The sequence below is a fragment of the Liquorilactobacillus mali KCTC 3596 = DSM 20444 genome (assembly GCF_000260415.1).
Classification (GTDB): Bacteria; Bacillota; Bacilli; order Lactobacillales; family Lactobacillaceae; genus Liquorilactobacillus; species Liquorilactobacillus mali.
Genome location: NZ_BACP01000049.1, coordinates 1 through 17,788, shown reverse-complemented (window position 1 = coordinate 17,788; position 17,788 = coordinate 1). Strand labels below are relative to the sequence as shown.

General features: G+C 35.6%; 16 protein-coding genes and 1 pseudogene. 5 read left to right on the top strand and 12 right to left on the bottom strand.

Going from position 1 to position 17,788, the window contains the following annotated elements:
• Positions 1-18 precede the first annotated feature (18 nt).
• From hutI to GSM_RS08865, 12 genes and pseudogenes are all read right to left on the bottom strand, one after another.
• Positions 19-1,287 (bottom strand): imidazolonepropionase, encoded by a 1,269-nt coding sequence (gene hutI / locus GSM_RS08915; RefSeq protein WP_003687964.1) that lies wholly within the window; start codon positions 1,285-1,287, stop codon positions 19-21.
• Between the two features lie 6 nt (positions 1,288-1,293).
• A complete protein-coding gene (hutU, locus tag GSM_RS08910; protein WP_187323303.1) occupies positions 1,294-3,324 on the bottom strand; it encodes a urocanate hydratase in 2,031 nt (676 codons plus the stop codon).
• Positions 3,325-3,399: 75 nt separating this feature from the next.
• Positions 3,400-4,734 carry an amidohydrolase family protein gene (locus tag GSM_RS08905; RefSeq protein ID WP_003687961.1) on the bottom strand — a complete coding sequence of 445 codons (1,335 nt, stop codon included), beginning with the start codon at positions 4,732-4,734 and terminating at the stop codon, positions 3,400-3,402.
• Positions 4,734-6,014 carry a Zn-dependent hydrolase gene (locus tag GSM_RS08900; RefSeq protein ID WP_003687960.1) on the bottom strand — a complete coding sequence of 427 codons (1,281 nt, stop codon included), beginning with the start codon at positions 6,012-6,014 and terminating at the stop codon, positions 4,734-4,736. Before GSM_RS08900 ends, GSM_RS08905 begins: the two co-directional genes overlap by 1 nt.
• A 38-nt stretch (positions 6,015-6,052) precedes the next feature.
• The gene (locus GSM_RS08895; RefSeq protein ID WP_003687959.1) at positions 6,053-6,826 is read right to left on the bottom strand and encodes an ABC transporter ATP-binding protein; all 774 of its coding nucleotides are present in this window, start codon (positions 6,824-6,826) and stop codon (positions 6,053-6,055) included.
• Positions 6,827-6,838: 12 nt separating this feature from the next.
• Positions 6,839-7,672 (bottom strand): ABC transporter permease, encoded by an 834-nt coding sequence (locus GSM_RS08890; RefSeq protein ID WP_003687958.1) that lies wholly within the window; start codon positions 7,670-7,672, stop codon positions 6,839-6,841.
• A gap of 29 nt (positions 7,673-7,701) precedes the next feature.
• Positions 7,702-8,718, bottom strand: a complete 1,017-nt coding sequence (locus tag GSM_RS08885; protein WP_003687957.1) for an ABC transporter substrate-binding protein — start codon at positions 8,716-8,718, stop codon at positions 7,702-7,704.
• Positions 8,715-9,712, bottom strand: a pseudogene (locus GSM_RS14215) (NAD(P)-dependent oxidoreductase). Before GSM_RS14215 ends, GSM_RS08885 begins: the two are co-directional and overlap by 4 nt.
• A gap of 3 nt (positions 9,713-9,715) precedes the next feature.
• On the bottom strand, positions 9,716-10,141 hold the full coding sequence (locus tag GSM_RS08875) for an aconitase X swivel domain-containing protein (RefSeq protein ID WP_003687955.1): 426 nt from the start codon (positions 10,139-10,141) through the stop codon (positions 9,716-9,718).
• Positions 10,116-10,385: a 3-isopropylmalate dehydratase large subunit gene (locus GSM_RS15650; protein ID WP_202946213.1), complete on the bottom strand. Its 270-nt coding sequence runs from the start codon at positions 10,383-10,385 to the stop codon at positions 10,116-10,118. Before GSM_RS15650 ends, GSM_RS08875 begins: the two co-directional genes overlap by 26 nt.
• A 17-nt stretch (positions 10,386-10,402) precedes the next feature.
• Positions 10,403-11,359 carry an aconitase X catalytic domain-containing protein gene (locus tag GSM_RS14210; protein ID WP_202946212.1) on the bottom strand — a complete coding sequence of 319 codons (957 nt, stop codon included), beginning with the start codon at positions 11,357-11,359 and terminating at the stop codon, positions 10,403-10,405.
• A gap of 330 nt (positions 11,360-11,689) precedes the next feature.
• A complete protein-coding gene (locus GSM_RS08865) occupies positions 11,690-14,203 on the bottom strand; it encodes a PRD domain-containing protein (protein ID WP_003687952.1) in 2,514 nt (837 codons plus the stop codon).
• A 277-nt stretch (positions 14,204-14,480) separates the two neighbouring features.
• Between GSM_RS08865 and GSM_RS08860 the strand changes: the two genes are divergently transcribed.
• The 5 genes from GSM_RS08860 to GSM_RS08840 are packed head-to-tail and all read left to right on the top strand — an operon-like array spanning position 14,481 to position 17,520.
• A complete protein-coding gene (locus GSM_RS08860) occupies positions 14,481-14,915 on the top strand; it encodes a PTS sugar transporter subunit IIA (protein WP_003687951.1) in 435 nt (144 codons plus the stop codon).
• Positions 14,916-14,929: 14 nt separating this feature from the next.
• Positions 14,930-15,424, top strand: a complete 495-nt coding sequence (locus tag GSM_RS08855) for a PTS sugar transporter subunit IIB (protein ID WP_003687950.1) — start codon at positions 14,930-14,932, stop codon at positions 15,422-15,424.
• Positions 15,425-15,447: 23 nt separating this feature from the next.
• Entirely contained in the window at positions 15,448-16,299 is an 852-nt protein-coding gene (locus GSM_RS08850) for a PTS mannose/fructose/sorbose/N-acetylgalactosamine transporter subunit IIC (RefSeq protein ID WP_003687949.1), read from the top strand.
• A 2-nt stretch (positions 16,300-16,301) separates the two neighbouring features.
• Positions 16,302-17,147, top strand: a complete 846-nt coding sequence (locus GSM_RS08845) for a PTS system mannose/fructose/sorbose family transporter subunit IID (RefSeq protein WP_003687948.1) — start codon at positions 16,302-16,304, stop codon at positions 17,145-17,147.
• 31 nt (positions 17,148-17,178) lie between these two features.
• A complete protein-coding gene (locus tag GSM_RS08840; RefSeq protein ID WP_003687947.1) occupies positions 17,179-17,520 on the top strand; it encodes a hypothetical protein in 342 nt (113 codons plus the stop codon).
• Positions 17,521-17,788 lie beyond the last annotated feature (268 nt).

Here is a 17,788-nt window from a genome sequence, read left to right as displayed (position 1 = left end):
ATAAGTAAATTCTTGTCGCTATCCTAAATTTTCAAAAACCACCTTGCCGCTCTTGATTACCCTATTTACAACATTACTACCTGTATTGTACATAAGATAGCGATAATCTGGATATTTCAAGAATACTAAATCTGCAACTTTACCAACTTCAATACTTCCTTTTTTATCTGCAATGTCTAGTGCAGCTGCACCATTAAGAGTGAGACCTGTCAGTACTTCACCCATCGTCATCTTCATCTTGAAGCTTGCTAACGCAATAATCAATGGAATTGAACAAGTGAATGAACTTCCTGGATTATAATCCGAAGCTAGCGCAACTGCACAATTATTATCTATTAACTCTCTGGCAGGCGCAAAATTTTCCTGAAGACAAAATGCAGTACACGGGAGTAATGTAGCCACTGTTTTTTGTTTCTCACTTAACTTCTTGATCTCCTCTGAAGAGATATTAATCAAATGATCAGCCGAGGTTGCCTCAATACTTGCGGCCAACTCTGCTCCATTTAAATTAGCAATCTCATCTGCATGCATTTTGACTTTAAAACCGAGTTCTTTGGCTGCTTCCAACAATTTTTGTGATTGTTGATAGTCGAATACCCCTTCATCACAGAAGACATCAACAAATTCAGCTAGTTTCTCTGCTTTAATCTGCGGTAAAATTTCATCAATCATATAGTTTAAATAACCTTCACTATCATTCTTGAATTCGAGTGGCACTGCGTGTGCTCCAAGATAAGTGATTGCGAGGTCCACTGGCTGTGAGACTGCTAGTTCTTGCAAGACACGAAGCTGCCTGATTTCAGTCTCCTTATCTAACCCATAACCGCTCTTACCTTCAACAGTTGTCACACCTTGTATAATCATTTCATTTAATCTTCGCCAACCTAGTTTTTTTAACTCTTCGAACCCGGCTTCCCTGGTTGCCTCGACAGTTGCTTGAATTCCACCACCATTTTCCATAATCTCCATGTATGAAGAACCGGACACTCTCTCGTAGAATTCTTCAACGCGGTATCCCGCAAATAAAAAGTGGGTATGTGAATCAACAAATCCAGGAACAACTGCTTGCCCGGTTGCATCAATTACTTCGTCAAAAGCAGTAATATTTTTCTTTCTAAGATCAGCTAATATCTCTGAAGTTTTTCCAACGCTTATGATTAGATCATCAACCACATAGATAGCTCCATCTTGAACAAGACTTATCTCATTCATTTCCACACCATGTCGCTGACTTTTTCCCGTTGGTGTGGCTATTTGATCAATGTGTACAATTAATAAGCTCGTCATTGTATATTACTCCTTTGGAAAGTTTTGATTAACAGCCGCATTAATTAACTGATCATCAACTAAATATGGTTCTGTTATATGTGCCGCATCCTGATATTTCTGATTAAATTCCGCTGTCGTTGTCATTGCATGCTCATTTCTTGCCCAATTTCTTCTAGCAACGCCACCCATTACGTCCCACAAAATTGCTTTCTTAATAATCTCATCAACCCGCATACTTCCATCTAAAACAAGTCCAAATCCACCATTAATGGCACGACCTACACCAACGCCGCCACCATTGTGCAAAGCTACCAGGCTCATGCCACGAGCTGCGTTTCCTGCAAAACACTGAACTGCCATATCTGCCATAACATTACTTCCGTCATGGATATTTGAAGTTTCTCTAAACGGAGAATCTGTCCCACTAACATCATGATGATCACGTCCTATCATCACAGGGCCTACCTTACCTTCGCGAACAAGCTCATTGAACTTAAGAGCGATTTGGATTCTACCAAGTGCATCTTGATACAAAATCCGTGCTTGTGTTCCGACAACAAGTTCATTTTTTTCTGCATCTCTAATCCAATTGTAGTTGTCCATATCTTGATAACGCCGATTTTTGTCAATTGATTCCATTGCAGCTTCGTCGGTTTTTTTCAAATCTTCCTTTCTGCCCGATAGACATACCCATCTGAAAGGGCCATATCCATAATCAAATAAATTAGGTCCCATGATATCCTCAACATATGATGGAAAGATAAAACCATCCTTGTCATCAACACCATTTTTTGAAACTTCTTTCACCCCTGCATCATAAACTGCTTTCAAGAATGAATTACCATAATCAAAGAAATAAGTCCCCTTTTTATCCAATTTTTTTATTAATTTAAAGTGCTTCTTCAACGTTTTGTCAACTAATTCATTGAACTTAGCGCGATTTTCTCCAAGTAACCTAGTCCTTTCATCAAAGCTAATACCTTGTGGACAGTATCCACCCTCATAAGCCGCATGGCATGACGTCTGATCTGATAACAAATCAACCTTAATGTTATTCGTAACAGCATAATCTAAAAGATCTACTACATTCCCTTCATATGCGATCGATAGTGCTTCTTTATCTATTTGTGCTTTTTTGGCTCTTGTAAACACTTCGTGCAAATCTGAAAGGGAAAGATCAACCCATCCCTGGTCATGTCTCGTTTTAATTCTCGAAGGATCAACCTCTGCAATAATTGAGACCGCCCCAGCTATTTTTGCAGCCTTGGGTTGTGCTCCGCTCATACCTCCTAGACCTGAACTAATAAATAATTTTCCCGCTAAATCTTCGTCTAATGGAATCCCTAACTTTTGGCGTCCCGCATTCAATAGTGTATTATATGTACCATGGACAATACCTTGCGGACCAATATACATCCATCCACCGGCAGTCATTTGCCCGTAGTTCGCAACACCCATTTCTTCAGCAATTTCCCAATCATTTTGATTATCGAATTCACCCACCATCAAAGCATTAGTAATAATAACTCTGGGTGCAGATTCATCTGATGGAAATAACCCGACTGGATGTCCTGACTCAATCACCAAGGTTTGCTTACTCGTTAATCTTTCTAGATATTTCTTGATAAGTCGATATTGCATCCAATTCTGACACACACTACCAGTTTCACCATAAGTAACAAGTTCATACGGATAAAGCCCGACCTCAAAGTCAAGATTATTCTCAATCATGACTTGAAAAGCCTTACCTTCAACACAGTTACCCTTGTAATCGTTAATTGAATGCCCATAAATCCGGCCTGCTGGTCTAAATCTATAACCATAAATTCGGCCTTTTGTATATAATTCGTTCAAAAACTCTGGAATTAATTTTTCATGAAACTTGCCTGGAATATATCTTAAAGCATTCCTCAAGGCTATTTTGGTCTGTGCCTCAGTTAGTCTAAACCCACGTGAAGGTGCTCTTCTGATTCCTTCAACAAATTCTGGATATTCTGGAAGTTGATCATTTTCAATTAATGTCAATTCAATCAGTGTTGGTTCCCCAGCTTCCATTATTTTACCTAATGTATCCATCATTTTCTTATCCTGCTCTTTGAGATCTGACATTTTAGTCTGCCGCCTTTCATATTAATTTATCGTTTCAAAATATTTCATAGTATCATTGACCTTACTCAAGACTGCAGCTTCAGATACTTTAACCAATTCTCCGTCTTCAACAGTCGCTTCTCCGTCAATAATTACAGTCGAGATTGCATCAGGTTGCAGTGAATAGACAATATTTGGCAACATCTGTTCTAAGTTGGTGCTCAATGGATTCATTGAGAAGTTATTCAAGTCAATTCCTACCAAGTCAGCAAGTTGGCCCGCTCTTATTTCCCCCACATTCAGATCAAGTTGCTTACCACCGTTTTTTGTTCCCATATCAAATGCTTGCTTACATTTAACACAAAGCGCATCTCTTGTAACCGCCTTTTGCAGCAAAGCTGTCATTCGCATTTCTTCAAAAACACTAATCCGGTTATTGCCACATGCTCCATCACTCCCTAATGAAATATTGATATTATTATTAACCATCCTAGGGATATTAGTTATTCCATCAGCTAAGAACATGTTACTGGATGGACAGTAATTGAGTGCTGCGTGATTATCTCCCAATAACTTTACTTCATTTTCCTCAAGCCATACTCCATGAGTAATTACTAGGCTAGAATCCACAACTCCTAACTCATCCAAGTACTCAACAGTTCTTTTATTGTGTTCTTTAAGCATTGCGTCAACTTCAAAGGTTTCTTCAGCAACATGCATATGGAATTTAGTTCCCATTTCAAGTGCAAGCTTATGACCTGCTTGAATCATCTTAGGACTCGCACCATGAAGGCTGTGTGGGGCAGGAATAACAGTAACCATTGAATCATTTTCGTATTTCAGTGCCAATTGCCTTGTATTATTAACGGCCTCATCGATAGTTTCAAGATAACCCGCAGGTGCTCCATCCCAATCGTACATGGTACGTGCTAAAACTAGCCGAATACCAATGTCTTTAGCCGCCTGAATGACCGCTTCGTCCGACTCAGTTCCATAATTATGTAAATAAAAGAAATCACAGACTGAGGTGACACCACACTTCATCATTTCAGCATAAGCAAATAATGCACCGTTATAAATATCTTCTAGTCTCATTTCTGGTGAGTACTTATATAACGAGTTATCACGCCATTTTAAAAAGGGTTGATCAATTGCGATTCCTCGCAATAAGCTTTGAAAAGAATGATTATGTGTATTCACTGTTCCTGGTACAAAAACCGTGTCATGATATTCTTTTTGGATAAAATCTGGAAACTCTGAAATCACTTCATTAGCAGGAGCAACTTTGACAATCCGATTGCCCTCAATGGCAATTCCGTAATCCACTTTAAAATTATCTTTAAAATATATATACTTAGGAAGTAGTATTTTATTCATTAGTCCAGCTCCTCATCTAACTTAAGAATTGCATTGAGTAAGACATTCCCTGCTGTCTCAATATCTTCAATCCTTGAATATTCTTCCTTACAATGACTTTTTCCATCAATACTTTTTACGAAGAGCATGCCTGAACGTCCGATTTTAGCCAGATTAGCTGCATCATGTCCCGCCATACTCGTCATTTTCTGCGGTTGATATCCAAAATTCTGCTCAACTGTTTCGGATAAAGCATCGATTATTTTATCATTCAAATTAGCTGGCTTTTGATTAAGAATCTTCTCTCTATTTAGCATTAAGCCTTTTTCTTCCAGCTTCATAAAACACTGATCCAAGAACTTAATAGTTTGCTGAACCTTTTCCCAATTACCCGAACGAACATCTATATTGAATCTTACTTCACCAGGAATTATATTAGCCGCATTTGGTTTGACTTCTGCAAATCCAATAGTTCCAACGACAGGATCACACGGTTCAAATTCACTTAGAAACTTTCTCAATTCTAGATTAATCCAGCTCATTGCAAGTAATGCATCTTTGCGATGTTTAAGGTCGGTCGTCCCAGCATGGTTGGCTTCTCCTTTTAGTTCAATTAATTCACGGTAGATGCCTGTAATCTTTGAAACCACAGCAACAGGCTCATTTCTCTCGAATAATCTTCTACCTTGCTCAATATGACATTCTAAAAAAGCTGCAAAACTATTGGGTGCGAGTGTATTTTCATCAATATGCTTAAAATCTCCACCTAATCTGTCAATTGCTTCTGAAAGAGCTTCGTGTGTTTCAATATGATTGAATCTTTTAAGATAATCCTGACCAACTACTCCTGATATTATCTTGCTTCCAAGCGTGGAAATCTGATACGGATTTGGTTCTTCGCCTGTTAGTGAAATAACTTTGAGTGGATGTCTTAAATTTATCTTGTTCTCGACCAGGGTTTGCGTCACTTCTGTTGCTAGAAGGACACCAAGCGCACCATCATATTTTCCGCCCTCAGGAACACTATCATTGTGCGATCCGACAATTATAGGAGCCAGTTTCTTCCCACTACTATAGGGATAATCACCCCATAAGTTTGCACCTACATCTGTTGTAATTTTCTTAACGACATTTTTTTGCCAATATTTCTTAATCCATTCACGAGAGTCAATATCAGCCTGACTTGCGAGAGAACGATTAACACCTCCTTTGTTACTTAAACCTATGTCTCCTAATTCAAGAATATTTCGTTGAATTCTTTCTTTATTTATTTTTAATTTAATTCCTTCAATATTATTCACATTACCAACCTTCCCAATAAGGAAACTCTTAATTGAAACTATAAAATCTTGGATGTCTCAACACGAATCACATCACTAGCAATTCTTTTATATTCAAGGAATTCTTCAGTTAATCTAGTCTCAAATGTCCTTTTATTACCCAAATTAATATCCAAGATTTCTTTAATCTCTCCAGGATGAGAACTCATAATAATTACTCTATTAGAAAGCAATATCGCTTCTTCTATATCATGTGTTACCATCAATATTGTTTTTGGTGAACTCTGCCATATACCTAATAACAGTTCCTGCATGACTTCTCTAGTCTGCATATCAAGTGCACCAAATGGTTCATCTAACAAAAGAACCTCTGGATTATTGGCAAGGCCTCTTGCTAACGCAACTCGTTGCTTCATTCCTCCAGAAAGATTTTTGGGAAATAAATCTTCAAATCCCTTTAATCCAACTAATTTAATATATTCTTTTGCTATCATTTCGCGTTTCTTTCTCTCAACTTTTTTTTGCTTTAAACCAAATTCAATATTTTTTTGAACACTCATCCATGGAAAAAGGCTATATTGTTGGAAAACCATACCCCTATCTATTCCTGGACCATCTACAATTGAATCATGACACAGTACTTCCCCCTCAGAAGCTGTCTCTAACCCACCAATTATTCTTAATAATGTTGACTTCCCACATCCAGAAGTCCCAAGAATCGAAACAAATTCCTTATCTCGTATTCCCAAATTGATATCACTTAATGCTTGAACATTTCCCGACTTTGTTTTGAAAGACTTAGAAACATTTTTTACTACAATACTTTCTACCATTGAAGTAACCTCCTAAAAGTTCCACGAAAATAGTTTTTTATTAATAATTGTCAACCCAGTATCAACAATAAGCCCGATAATTCCTAAGGTTAAAATTCCGACAAAAATACTATCTATCTGGAATGTTCTTTGCGCTTGTAAAATGCTAAATCCAATTCCGGATGAAGCACCCACAATTTCAGCTACAATAACATATGTCCATGCCCAACCTAATACAATTCTAATCGTATCCATTATGTTTGGTAGACTCTTTGGCAAAATTATTTTCCATAAAACGTCAAATGTATTAGTTCCTAATGTATAAGAAACCTCTATTAATGATTTTTCTACATCCCTAATATTATTAGCAATCATTAATACAAGCTGAGGTAGACTTCCTAAAATAATAACTGCTACTTTTTCTGATTCTCCAATTCCAATCCAAAATATAAAAAGTGGTATAAAAGCTGATGCTGGCATATATCTTACAAACGAGAAAACTGGTTCTAATAAAGCAGCAAAGGGGCTATATGCCCCTACCAGAATTCCCAAAGGAATTGCTACTATCAAAGCGATAATAAATCCTAACATAACGCGATAAACTGTTATCCAAATATCACTCCAAAAACCAGCTGCAAACATTGTTTGCATTGCCTTAAATGTCTCACCAGGAGTCGGCACGAACATTGATCCCACTATTTTTTCGTACGTAATAAAGCTCCAAACAACTAAAATAATAACAAATGAAAATATTCCTAAAAGTATAGAAACCTTTTTCGATATCTTTCTTTGAGGCGTCATTAAATTTACAAATGAAGATTTTTTCTTCACTTTTGTTTCATTCTTTTCTAAGTTTGGCTGTTTCAATCAATTCACCACTTTCTCTTTTGAAAAAACTATTTTATTTCATTTACAAATTTAGGATTAGTAACCTGATTAACATCAGCCTTTTTATCAGAAATTTTAGATGTGTACCAAAGATTTGAAGCAACTTTGGATATTTTGTAAATATTTCCCTTATTTTTCTTTGTTCCAAAGTATTTTTTATTTTCTTTCTTATCATATAATTTTATCTGTGTGGTCATTTCTGACTTCAACTTAGAAGCAGTAATTCCTGCTTTTTTACTCATAATTTTATATGCATCTTTAGGATTTGACTTCATATATGCTAATGCTTTATACCAACCCTTTATGATGCCCTTAACTTGTGTAGGATGCTTTTTTATAAAACTTGTACTTAGCCCTAAAGTATCCACAATTATCCCAGGTGAACTTTTGCTTGACATCACAACATGTCCATTTTTTGTTGCTTTTGCCTTACTTAACCATGGTTGCCATGTCATCGCAGCATCTACTTTGCCGGCTACAAAAGCACTACCTGCAGCACCTGAATCCATAGATTCGACCTTAATATCCGACAACTTCATATTGTTTTTCTGTAACATGTAATTAAACCAGAAATAGCTTGCTCCACCAGTTGTATCTAAAGCTACTGTCTTACCTTTCAACTCTTTAAAATTTTTTATGTTCTTGTTTCCAACTAATCCATCAGCACCAGTTGAAGTGTCTAAAGCCAAAACATTCTGAATTTTTAATCCGCTTGCTGAACTCAAAACATTTGTATCCAAAGAAGTTGCAATTCCTTGAATCTTTCCAGCAGCTAACGCACTCTTACTATCTGATTTACTTTCAATATCTTTGATTTGAACTTTAACTCCATAATCTTCAAAAAATCCTTTTTCCTCTGCCAAATCTAACGGATAAAATCCTATCCATGAGGAATGTGCAATTTTCACCGTATTATTGCTACTAGCAGATACTTTGGAATTAACAAATATCAAGATTAACAGCGTTACAAGTAATATTTTGACTAGATTTCTCTTGTTTTCAAATGTAGCTTTAAAATTTATCATATAAATTCCCCCTTATCATTCACATTGACAACATCGTCAGTTAACTTTCCTTTCAACATAGATATTCCATTTTCAGTCGACCTATTTTTTAATTCATTAATTGATTGTACTGATAAGTATGATATATGTGGTGTAACTATTACATTACTATTCTTGAATTTTTCATAATACTCTTTTTTAGGAGGTTCTTGTTCTATAACATCTAAAATAGCCCCACCAATTACTTTTTTTCAACAGCTTCCAGCAATTCATTTTCCTTCAGAATTGCTCCCCTAGCAGTGTTTATTAATACTCCTGTAGACTTCATTTGCAAAAACTCTTTCATCCCCAGCATATGTTTTGTCTTCTCACTTAAATTACAATGAATTGTTGTAAAATCAGCAATCGCTAAGCCTTTTTCAAGTCCTACAATTTTCACGTTATCTTTTTCTTCACCACTTTTATACCTAGGATCATAGGCATATACTTCCATTCCTGATCTTCGTGCTGCTTTTGCTACGAACTGTCCAATTCTTCCAAAACCAATTACAAAAAGTTTCTGCTCGTTTAATCTATTCTGTAATTTATTAATAGCTTTAAGTCCCCATAAATTTTCTTTAATAACATCGTTGAAAGAATTGAGTGCTTTATTTGAATGTAACATTGCATCTATTACATACTCAGCAATATCTTCTTTGCAATAATTCTTAACATTAGTTACCGGTATCTCCATTTTTGCAGCAGCTTCTGTGTCAACTCGATCATATCCTCCTCCAAACAATGCAATTCCCTTACAACTTTTCAACCTTCTGATTACATCTCCAGGAATTTCTGCGTACACTTGTGCAAGCAGAATATCTACCTCATCTCCCCATTCTTTTAAATCTGCTTTATAATCATATGTTGAGTACTTAATACTTGCGTCTGGATAATATTTTTTTATTATTTCTTTTTCTATATCATAGTTAGACCATTCTTCATCAATTATCCAAAAGAGAGGATTATTATTTACCATTACTTACTCCCCTTTCTGAACAAGTTTTATTTCGCCTTCTGTTGCATTAACTTCTAAAATATCTTTATTTTTCACTATTTCATTAAAATTAGAGTCCACTTTATCAACTAGTGGAATTTCCATGATTATTGAACTTGCAACAAGTGTAGTGTCTGCATTTTCAACAATCATTGCCTTAGGCCCCATGTTATGCATTTTCAACTGATACATCCCGTCTGCTTGAACTACTGAACTGCCTGTTCCGTTTGGAAAAACTAATATTTTATTTGCAATACTCTTTCCAAAAAGACTGTGGTTTCTTTCGATTACAACACCACTCTCAGGATCAATTAAATAAAAACAAATACCATCTTTTGAAAAAAGTACCTCTCCGCTCGTTTTACCTTCAGAAATTTTATGGCACTTAAATGAACTGTTTTTTCCTATCACTGGTAACCTCTCCCTCCAAAGCTGAATACGTGGCATTTTCTAAATCCGTAATAACAAATTCCATTTTTCTGCGCTTAGTGTAATATGCACATTTTGGTGAATCAGTAACACCTTTTTTACCATATAAGAATTTCCAACAAGGTTGGTCCATACATGTATTAGAAATGATATTTCCTCCAGCATTTTCAATAATTTTTAAAATTCCCATCTGTTCACACAATCTCATAGTTGGATCTGATGACATAATAAATAGAGGAACTGCTAATTTTTTCCTTCAATTATTTTTGTTACTATCTCAATCTGTTCAAATGTAAGGTGTGGACATCCAAATAATGCAAAATCAATTTTACCTATTGGAGCTGAAATCTTATCTCTCACTGAGTCCAAATCCTCTTGCGTAATATCTATTTCTTCAGGGACTAAATTACTTTGAAAAGCATTCTCTAACGTATTGGCCTCTGGTGTATATCCTAAAATATGATATATCGCAACATTACCAGAGGTATTCATTTGTGCACCTAAGTTCATCAAAGAAGCATTCGAAAAATTATTTTTTTCTTTCTTATTTGCAAAGTTAAAAACTGGTATCTTAAATCCTATTTTTAGTGGCAACACATAACCCAACAATTGAAAATCAAAATCATAATCCATTTTCGCAAGAACATTTACTAAAATTTCGCCTTTTCTGTTTTCCTTCATTAAATAACCATAGTAAGGCACTACTCCTGTAACAGCAGCACATAGAGCACTTTGAGCAGATTCTCTATTAGTTTTCGCTCCGTAAACAGAATTTACAAATGGCGTTGCTGAGGACTCGGAATATGAAATAATGTCATCTACTTTGGGAACATTTAATTGTAGATATGGTGTACAATCATAAGTCATTAAGGCACCAATTTTTTTATAAGCATTATCTGTCCTTCTAACTATATCTACATCTTCACTACTTAAATTAGTTATTTGACTCATCTGTTCCCAGTTAAAACTAGGATTAACTGTTGGTCTAATTTTGCATTTTGCTCCTTGACTTACCAATTTCTCCACAAACCATAAATCGGCTTCTTGATTACTCAAAGCAACGTGTGCCCTTGATATTGGAACCATATATGGTGCGTCAAATGCCTCAGCAATTGCAACTTGAATTTTCATAGCTGTTTGTGTTCCTTTACCAAAATCTCCATCTAACATCTGTTGTTCCGCCAATGAAAGTTTGACCATTATTTATCCCTCTTTCTATAAATGAGTTTATTAATATCTTAGTGTTATGAATGATGCCATTAACTTAGTTGAAGATTAATACAGCAATCATGCCATGTCAAAGAAAAAATTAAAAAATTTGAATAACAAACATTTTACCAACTATACATTACTTTCCAAAATCCAATCTATTTTTAATTTATTTTTAATAACTAATAAAAAATAAGCAAAAAAAAGGCAGAACTCTTTTTCCTGAGTTCTGCCTGCATTCATACTATAAATTTTTCTTCTTTTTTATTTGGACATTGTGCTTCGTTTCTGAGTTGAATAATTCTAATAATACAGAGGATTCTATTTATCGGTGAAAATAAAGTCCTTTAGAAGCTGATAAAGTAACTCAATTTCATAATCTTGAACCTTAATGTTGAATTTTTGCTCTACATGTTGAAAGATCCCACTAGAAAGAGAGATAAAGTCATTTTTTCTGGGAGTCAAATCTGCTTCTTGGAAAGTATTCTCTGAAACTGTTGTGCTTACAAGCATTCGTTCAATCATAAGCGATAAATGCATGTACAAATTTAGTTTCAGTCTTGGTTCAAATTTTACATTATAAAAATTCTCATAGTGAGATACAATATCTTGGCTTTCTTGGATAACAACGTCTGGATTCAAGATTTGTAAACGTCCACGAATTCCTTCAATCGACAAAAAGCGCAATAATCGCTCAATCAATAAATTACTCGATTTTTGATTTTCCCCTATTTGTAGAAAAATTGTTTCTAGTTTTAATGAAACTGACTTATCGAAAATGTTATAAATATTAATAATATCGATCCCCATATCACCGCTAACATCTGTTGTAGTTAAAATTAACTGTGTATTTGAGAAAAACTGACGATCATTGTTTTTCAGTAATGCATGCAGATGTTTATAATCAAGGGCAATTACCTCTAATGAGGGCGAAAGAGTTTCTTCAATCAGCTTCTTTAATTCCTCTGAAAGGCCGACTCCTGACATACATGAAACAATAATATTCTTCCGATTTGATAACCCCTCATAATATTGTGCATCAGTGGTTGAACTATATTTTTGACTGGCTTCTGCAATAGATTGAAAAATATCATTGCGTTGAATTCTCAGTCCAATATCGAGGGCCATTGCTGTTGTAACGTTATTAACGACTAACAGTTCCTGGTCAGACACCTTTTTAATTTCTCTAAACATTTCTCTCAAAGAACCCATATCAAACAAAATAATATTTCCTTTGTTAGAAGACCCTTGATCAATCAAATAGTCGCGTACATATTCATTTATTTGACCGATAGAAACATCGATAGGCATATCAAATGCCTCAAAAAAATAATTGCCGCAAAGTGTATTAACAACCTGTTGAATACTTGATGCTGTGTGCTCCCCATGTGTGAGTAAAATTGCATTGTAATGCACTGATTCAAGTTTCTCTGAACACTGGACCATGAGTACAAAAAAGGGGAGGTAATAATATGCACTTTGTATATTTTTAGGAGCCATCTTGATAAGCAGTTGTTTGAACAGATAATGGCTCCTTGGATACCGTTTCTTAATCTGAGTTTGAAGCTTATGGGTAGACTCAGCGGCAGGTAGATTCTCGCTGCACAAATTTGCAAATACAAATGCAAGTGCAACATAACGCCAAAAATTATCATCCTTTTGAAAGACAATCCCATATTGATGTGTAATAGCTTCTTTTGAAACTTGTTGAATTGTTTGGGCAAGTTCTTTCAAGAGCGAATCACTAACAGTAGTGTCTACCTGATTAAGCACTTTAAGCACTAAGAAATTTTGTTCAGCAATAGTTTCTCCAGCAAGTAGTGACTCAGAAAGGTTCTCAAGCAAACTATTAGCTGTTGGACCAAGCTGCAATGCACTGGTAACCAGAGAAGTAATCCTTGTTTCTAATAATTGCTGATTGGGTATTATGCAAATTGAATTTTTATCGACTTTATTAATTATTAATTGATTAACATTAGGTGTCTTAGCATATGCTGCAGCACACATTAACTGTATTCGATTGTTAAGTTCACTAATACTACCAACATTAGTGAACTTAGCAAACTTAATCAGTGAGTGTGGTGAAATTAGGATGTTTTTACCTATCTTGTCAGCTTGACTCTGTAAGAACAAACCAACAAACGCAATTCTTTCATCAAGTGGACGCTCATTAAGCGAGCTCAGCCTAATTTGAACCACTGCACAATTAAAATCAATATAATTCTTATTACTTAATTCTGTAGTCGCTGAAAAAATAAAGCGAATATTTGTTTTTTCTTGTTGACTAGCAAACATAAAGAGTTCATGTTGCTCTTCAGAACGCAATACTTGTAGATTTTTGATGTATAGAAACCCCGCCTTTTGTACCTCACTGGCAACCCCCTGTACCTCCCTCTGCAATGTATTGAATTTATTCTTATATTTACCACAGTCTATCGTTTCAAAGACAGATTCTTTGGTAAAAATTCCGCGGCTAATCGCCTCATGATAAACACTACGAGCAAGTGATAGTTTTCCGGTACCATGAGCACCTATGATTAAAATAGGTAATCCATGACCTGGATAGACAATTGCCTCTATAGCACGATTAATATCATTTTTCAAACTACCATGGAAACCTATCAATTCATCAAACGCAGACTTTTCTCGCTTAATCTGCCAGTACACCGGTCGACTTCCAGTCTTTACCAATTTACCCTGTTTCTCTAACTTAGATAGATAACTGCTTGTTACGCCTCGCGTTAGGCCAACAGCGTCAGCAGCCTGCTTGGTTGTAATACGTTCGTCAGGAAATTGTTGCGCAATTGCTGCATAAAGTTTTTCTATGGCTTTCAAAAAAATCCCTCCTTAAGCACAATTAATCATAATTAAGCACAACATTCAAGTGACTTTTCAGTAGTATATGCTTAATATAATAAGTGTAAGCGTTACCTTAGCTTAAGTCTAGACGAATCTAAGAAATAGTTTACAAATTTTCAAATGAAGGGGGGTGCTTCCTTCACGATGATTGGTATCAATTGTGTATAAAGGTTGTTCAAACAACTCTGATAAATAATCATCGTTTTCTGTAGAGCTATATTCTATATATTTTTACAGAGAGGAAGAGATGAAAATGAAATATTTATTACTGGTTAGCCATGGTGAATTTTCGAGCGGATTGAGACAGACTTTAAGTATGTTTGCAGGAGATACTATTAATTCCGTTGTTGCTGTTGGGTTGAAACCTGATGAAACTAGTTCGACTCTAGAACATCACTTTGAAACAATTCTTGATAAGCTTCCAGCTGATGCTCAATTCATTATTTTGGCTGATATTATTGGTGGCAGTCCACTTACAACGATTTGCAATACTTTGAACAAATATGGAAAACTGCAAGATAGTTTCATAATCGGCGGTATGAATTTTTCCATGGCACTAACTGCATTGATGTCTAAGGACACTATGGAAGAAGATGAATTAAAGGCAAAAATAATGTCGGAAGCTACAGGTGCAATTAAATTTTTGGATATAGATGTTGCACCAGAGACTTCAGATGATGATATTTAGAGGGGGTTATTATAATGTCAATTTCTTTTGTACGAATCGATGATCGTATGATTCATGGGCTAATCACTGTCCGTTGGGGTAAAGAATATCCATGTGATGGAATTATTGCTGTAAATGATAAGGCTGCCAACAATCCTGTTTTGGCGGGAGCATATAAAGCAGCTTCAGACAAAAAAACATTTGTTTGGACACTCGAACATTTCGATAAGGTAAAAGACAAGGTTTTAAATTCTAGCACCAAATATTTCTTAATTACCAAGAATCCACAAGATATGAAAAAAATTCTAGTTGATTTAAAATTCAAGCCTAGTGATGTAAAAACTGTTATTGTTGGCCCTGGTAATGATCGTGAAAATGCAATAAAACTTGGAGACAATCAGTCCTTTACCCAAGAAGAGGGAGACGCTTTCGAAGCAATTGAAAAGAATGGGTATAAAGTAGATTTCGCCTTATTACCTGATCAGCGTTTAGGAAGTTGGGACAAGTTTAAGTCAAAATTTGGTTATTAGATTAAAAAAGAGGGGGATTTAAAATGACAATTAGTTGGATTCAGGCAGCAATGTTAGGACTGTTCGCATGTTTATGTTCTAACTCATGTATGGCTGGTCAAGCAGTCGGTAATTATACAATCGGTCGTCCGTTGGTCGGAGGCCTTATCTGTGGCCTTATCCTAGGTGATCTTCAGCTAGGAATTGCTTGTGGTGTTGCTATGCAGTTAGTTTATATTGCACTTGTTACACCGGGTGGTACTGTTTCTGCTGATGTCCGTGCAATTTCTTATATTGGTATCCCGTTAGCTATGGTTGCTATTGCCTCACAAGGATTAAATCCACTTGGAGGAAGTGCTGCTAACCTTGCTAAGTCAGTTGGTACATTAGTTGGAACTGTTGGGACTGTTCTCTATTATGCTGTTGCTACTATGAACTTGGTTTGGCAATCATTTGGATGGAAAGATGTTCATAATGGAAAATTAAATAAGTTGACAGCTGTTAACTTTGGTTGGCCTTGGATTTCTCATGCTATTTTCTCATTTTTACCAACAATGTTTCTTACTTACTATGGTGCTACTGCCGTAACAGCTTTACGAAATGCTTTACCTATGGATGGCGTTGCTATGAAAACACTGTTCACAGTTGGTGGTATGTTACCATGTGTCGGAATTGCAATTTTACTTCGCCAAATCATAGGTCGTACAACAGACTTTATTCCTTTCCTTGTAGGATTTACATTGGCAGCTTCATTAGGTCTTAACTTAGTTTCAGTTACAGTCGTTTCATTATTGTTTGCAGTTATTATGTATGAAGTTGAAATGTCTAAGGGTGGAAAACAAGGCAACAGTACTGTACCCGAAGGACCAAATGACGATGATGAGGAGGATATTTGATTATGGAAAATACTAACAATTCAAAAAAACTTGATAAAAGAACACTGCTAAAATCTTTTCATCGCTGGTTTTGGGGCGCATTAACTTGCTTCTCACAAGAACACATGCAAACATTCGGTTACATGGCATCTATGCTACCAATTCTTAAAAAACTGTATCCAAACCATAAAGATCAAGTTAAAGCGATTAAAGCATATACAGCATTTTTCAACACTAACCCAATGTTAGGAACAGTTATTGTCGGTATCACCGCAAGTATGGAACAGGCACGTGCAAATGGAAAAGAAATTGATGGTGAAACAATCAATGATATGCGTGCCGGCCTTATGGGACCAATTGCTGGAATTGGTGATTCCTTGATTGATGGAACGCTTATCCCAATTCTCCTTGGTATTTCGCTTGGTATGTCGACAGGTGGTTCACCACTTGGTGCAATTTTCTACATTGTTGCATGGGTATTAATTGCATACTTTGGACAGCGTTTCTTATATTTCCGTGGGTATCACTTTGGAGATCAAGCAGTTAGTTTCCTAGTTGGAAAACAAGGAGCTGCTATCCGACGTGCAATCGGAATTGTCGGAAGTATGGTTGTTGGTGGTGTTCTAGCTTCTTGGGTAAATGTTACAACTTCACTTAAATTATACGGAGCAAATGGCAAAGTTTTCTTAAACCTTCAAAATAAACTAGATAGCATCTACCCTGGTTTGCTGACGGTTATTGTAACTTTATTTTGCTGGTGGTTAATGACTAAGAAACATGTATCAGCCATTTGGACAATGTTGCTTCTTGTAGTAATTTCACTTATTGGTGTTCTAGTTGGATTCTTCAATCCTGGTCTTTCCTACTAAAACACAAGCAATGACAAGGAGGAAAGTAGAAATGACAATTCAAGAAATGAAAAAAGGATATGAGGAAGAGGTTGCATATCAGAAGCATATGCTTAAAAATTTAGGTTACTGGTTTCAGCTTTGGACTACTATCAGTGGTCTTGGAATCGTCTTAATTTACTTTTTCCACCACCAAAATTTTTGGCTTAACATTTTGGGAATCTCCTTGTTTGCAATAGGTGCTCTAGGTATGCTGATATTTGGATATGCAGGTTGGAAAGGACAACAAAACATTCGAGCACTTATTCATGATTTCGATCAAAAAATTGAATACTTCTATAAGACTCATAAGAATGTTTCAAGTTCAAAAAGAAAAAAGGTTAAACATTCATAATACTTTTTGGTAAAGATAGCCAATAAAAAAAGGTAAAGTTGGTTCTGTTGTTAATTGATGAAATTCAGTTAACAACAGAACTTTTTATTTACACTAGGATGTTAGACTTAGTTCGTTTATATTTTTCCCCTCTATATAACTAGAATCTTAAAAAAACAGTTCTAAAATTTTGAATCTTTTCCTTTAACTATTTAGAATATTTTTATATACTAGGCAGGTGTAAAAAGGAATGAAATAAGTAAATCTTTTTCATCGGATAGGAGGATTG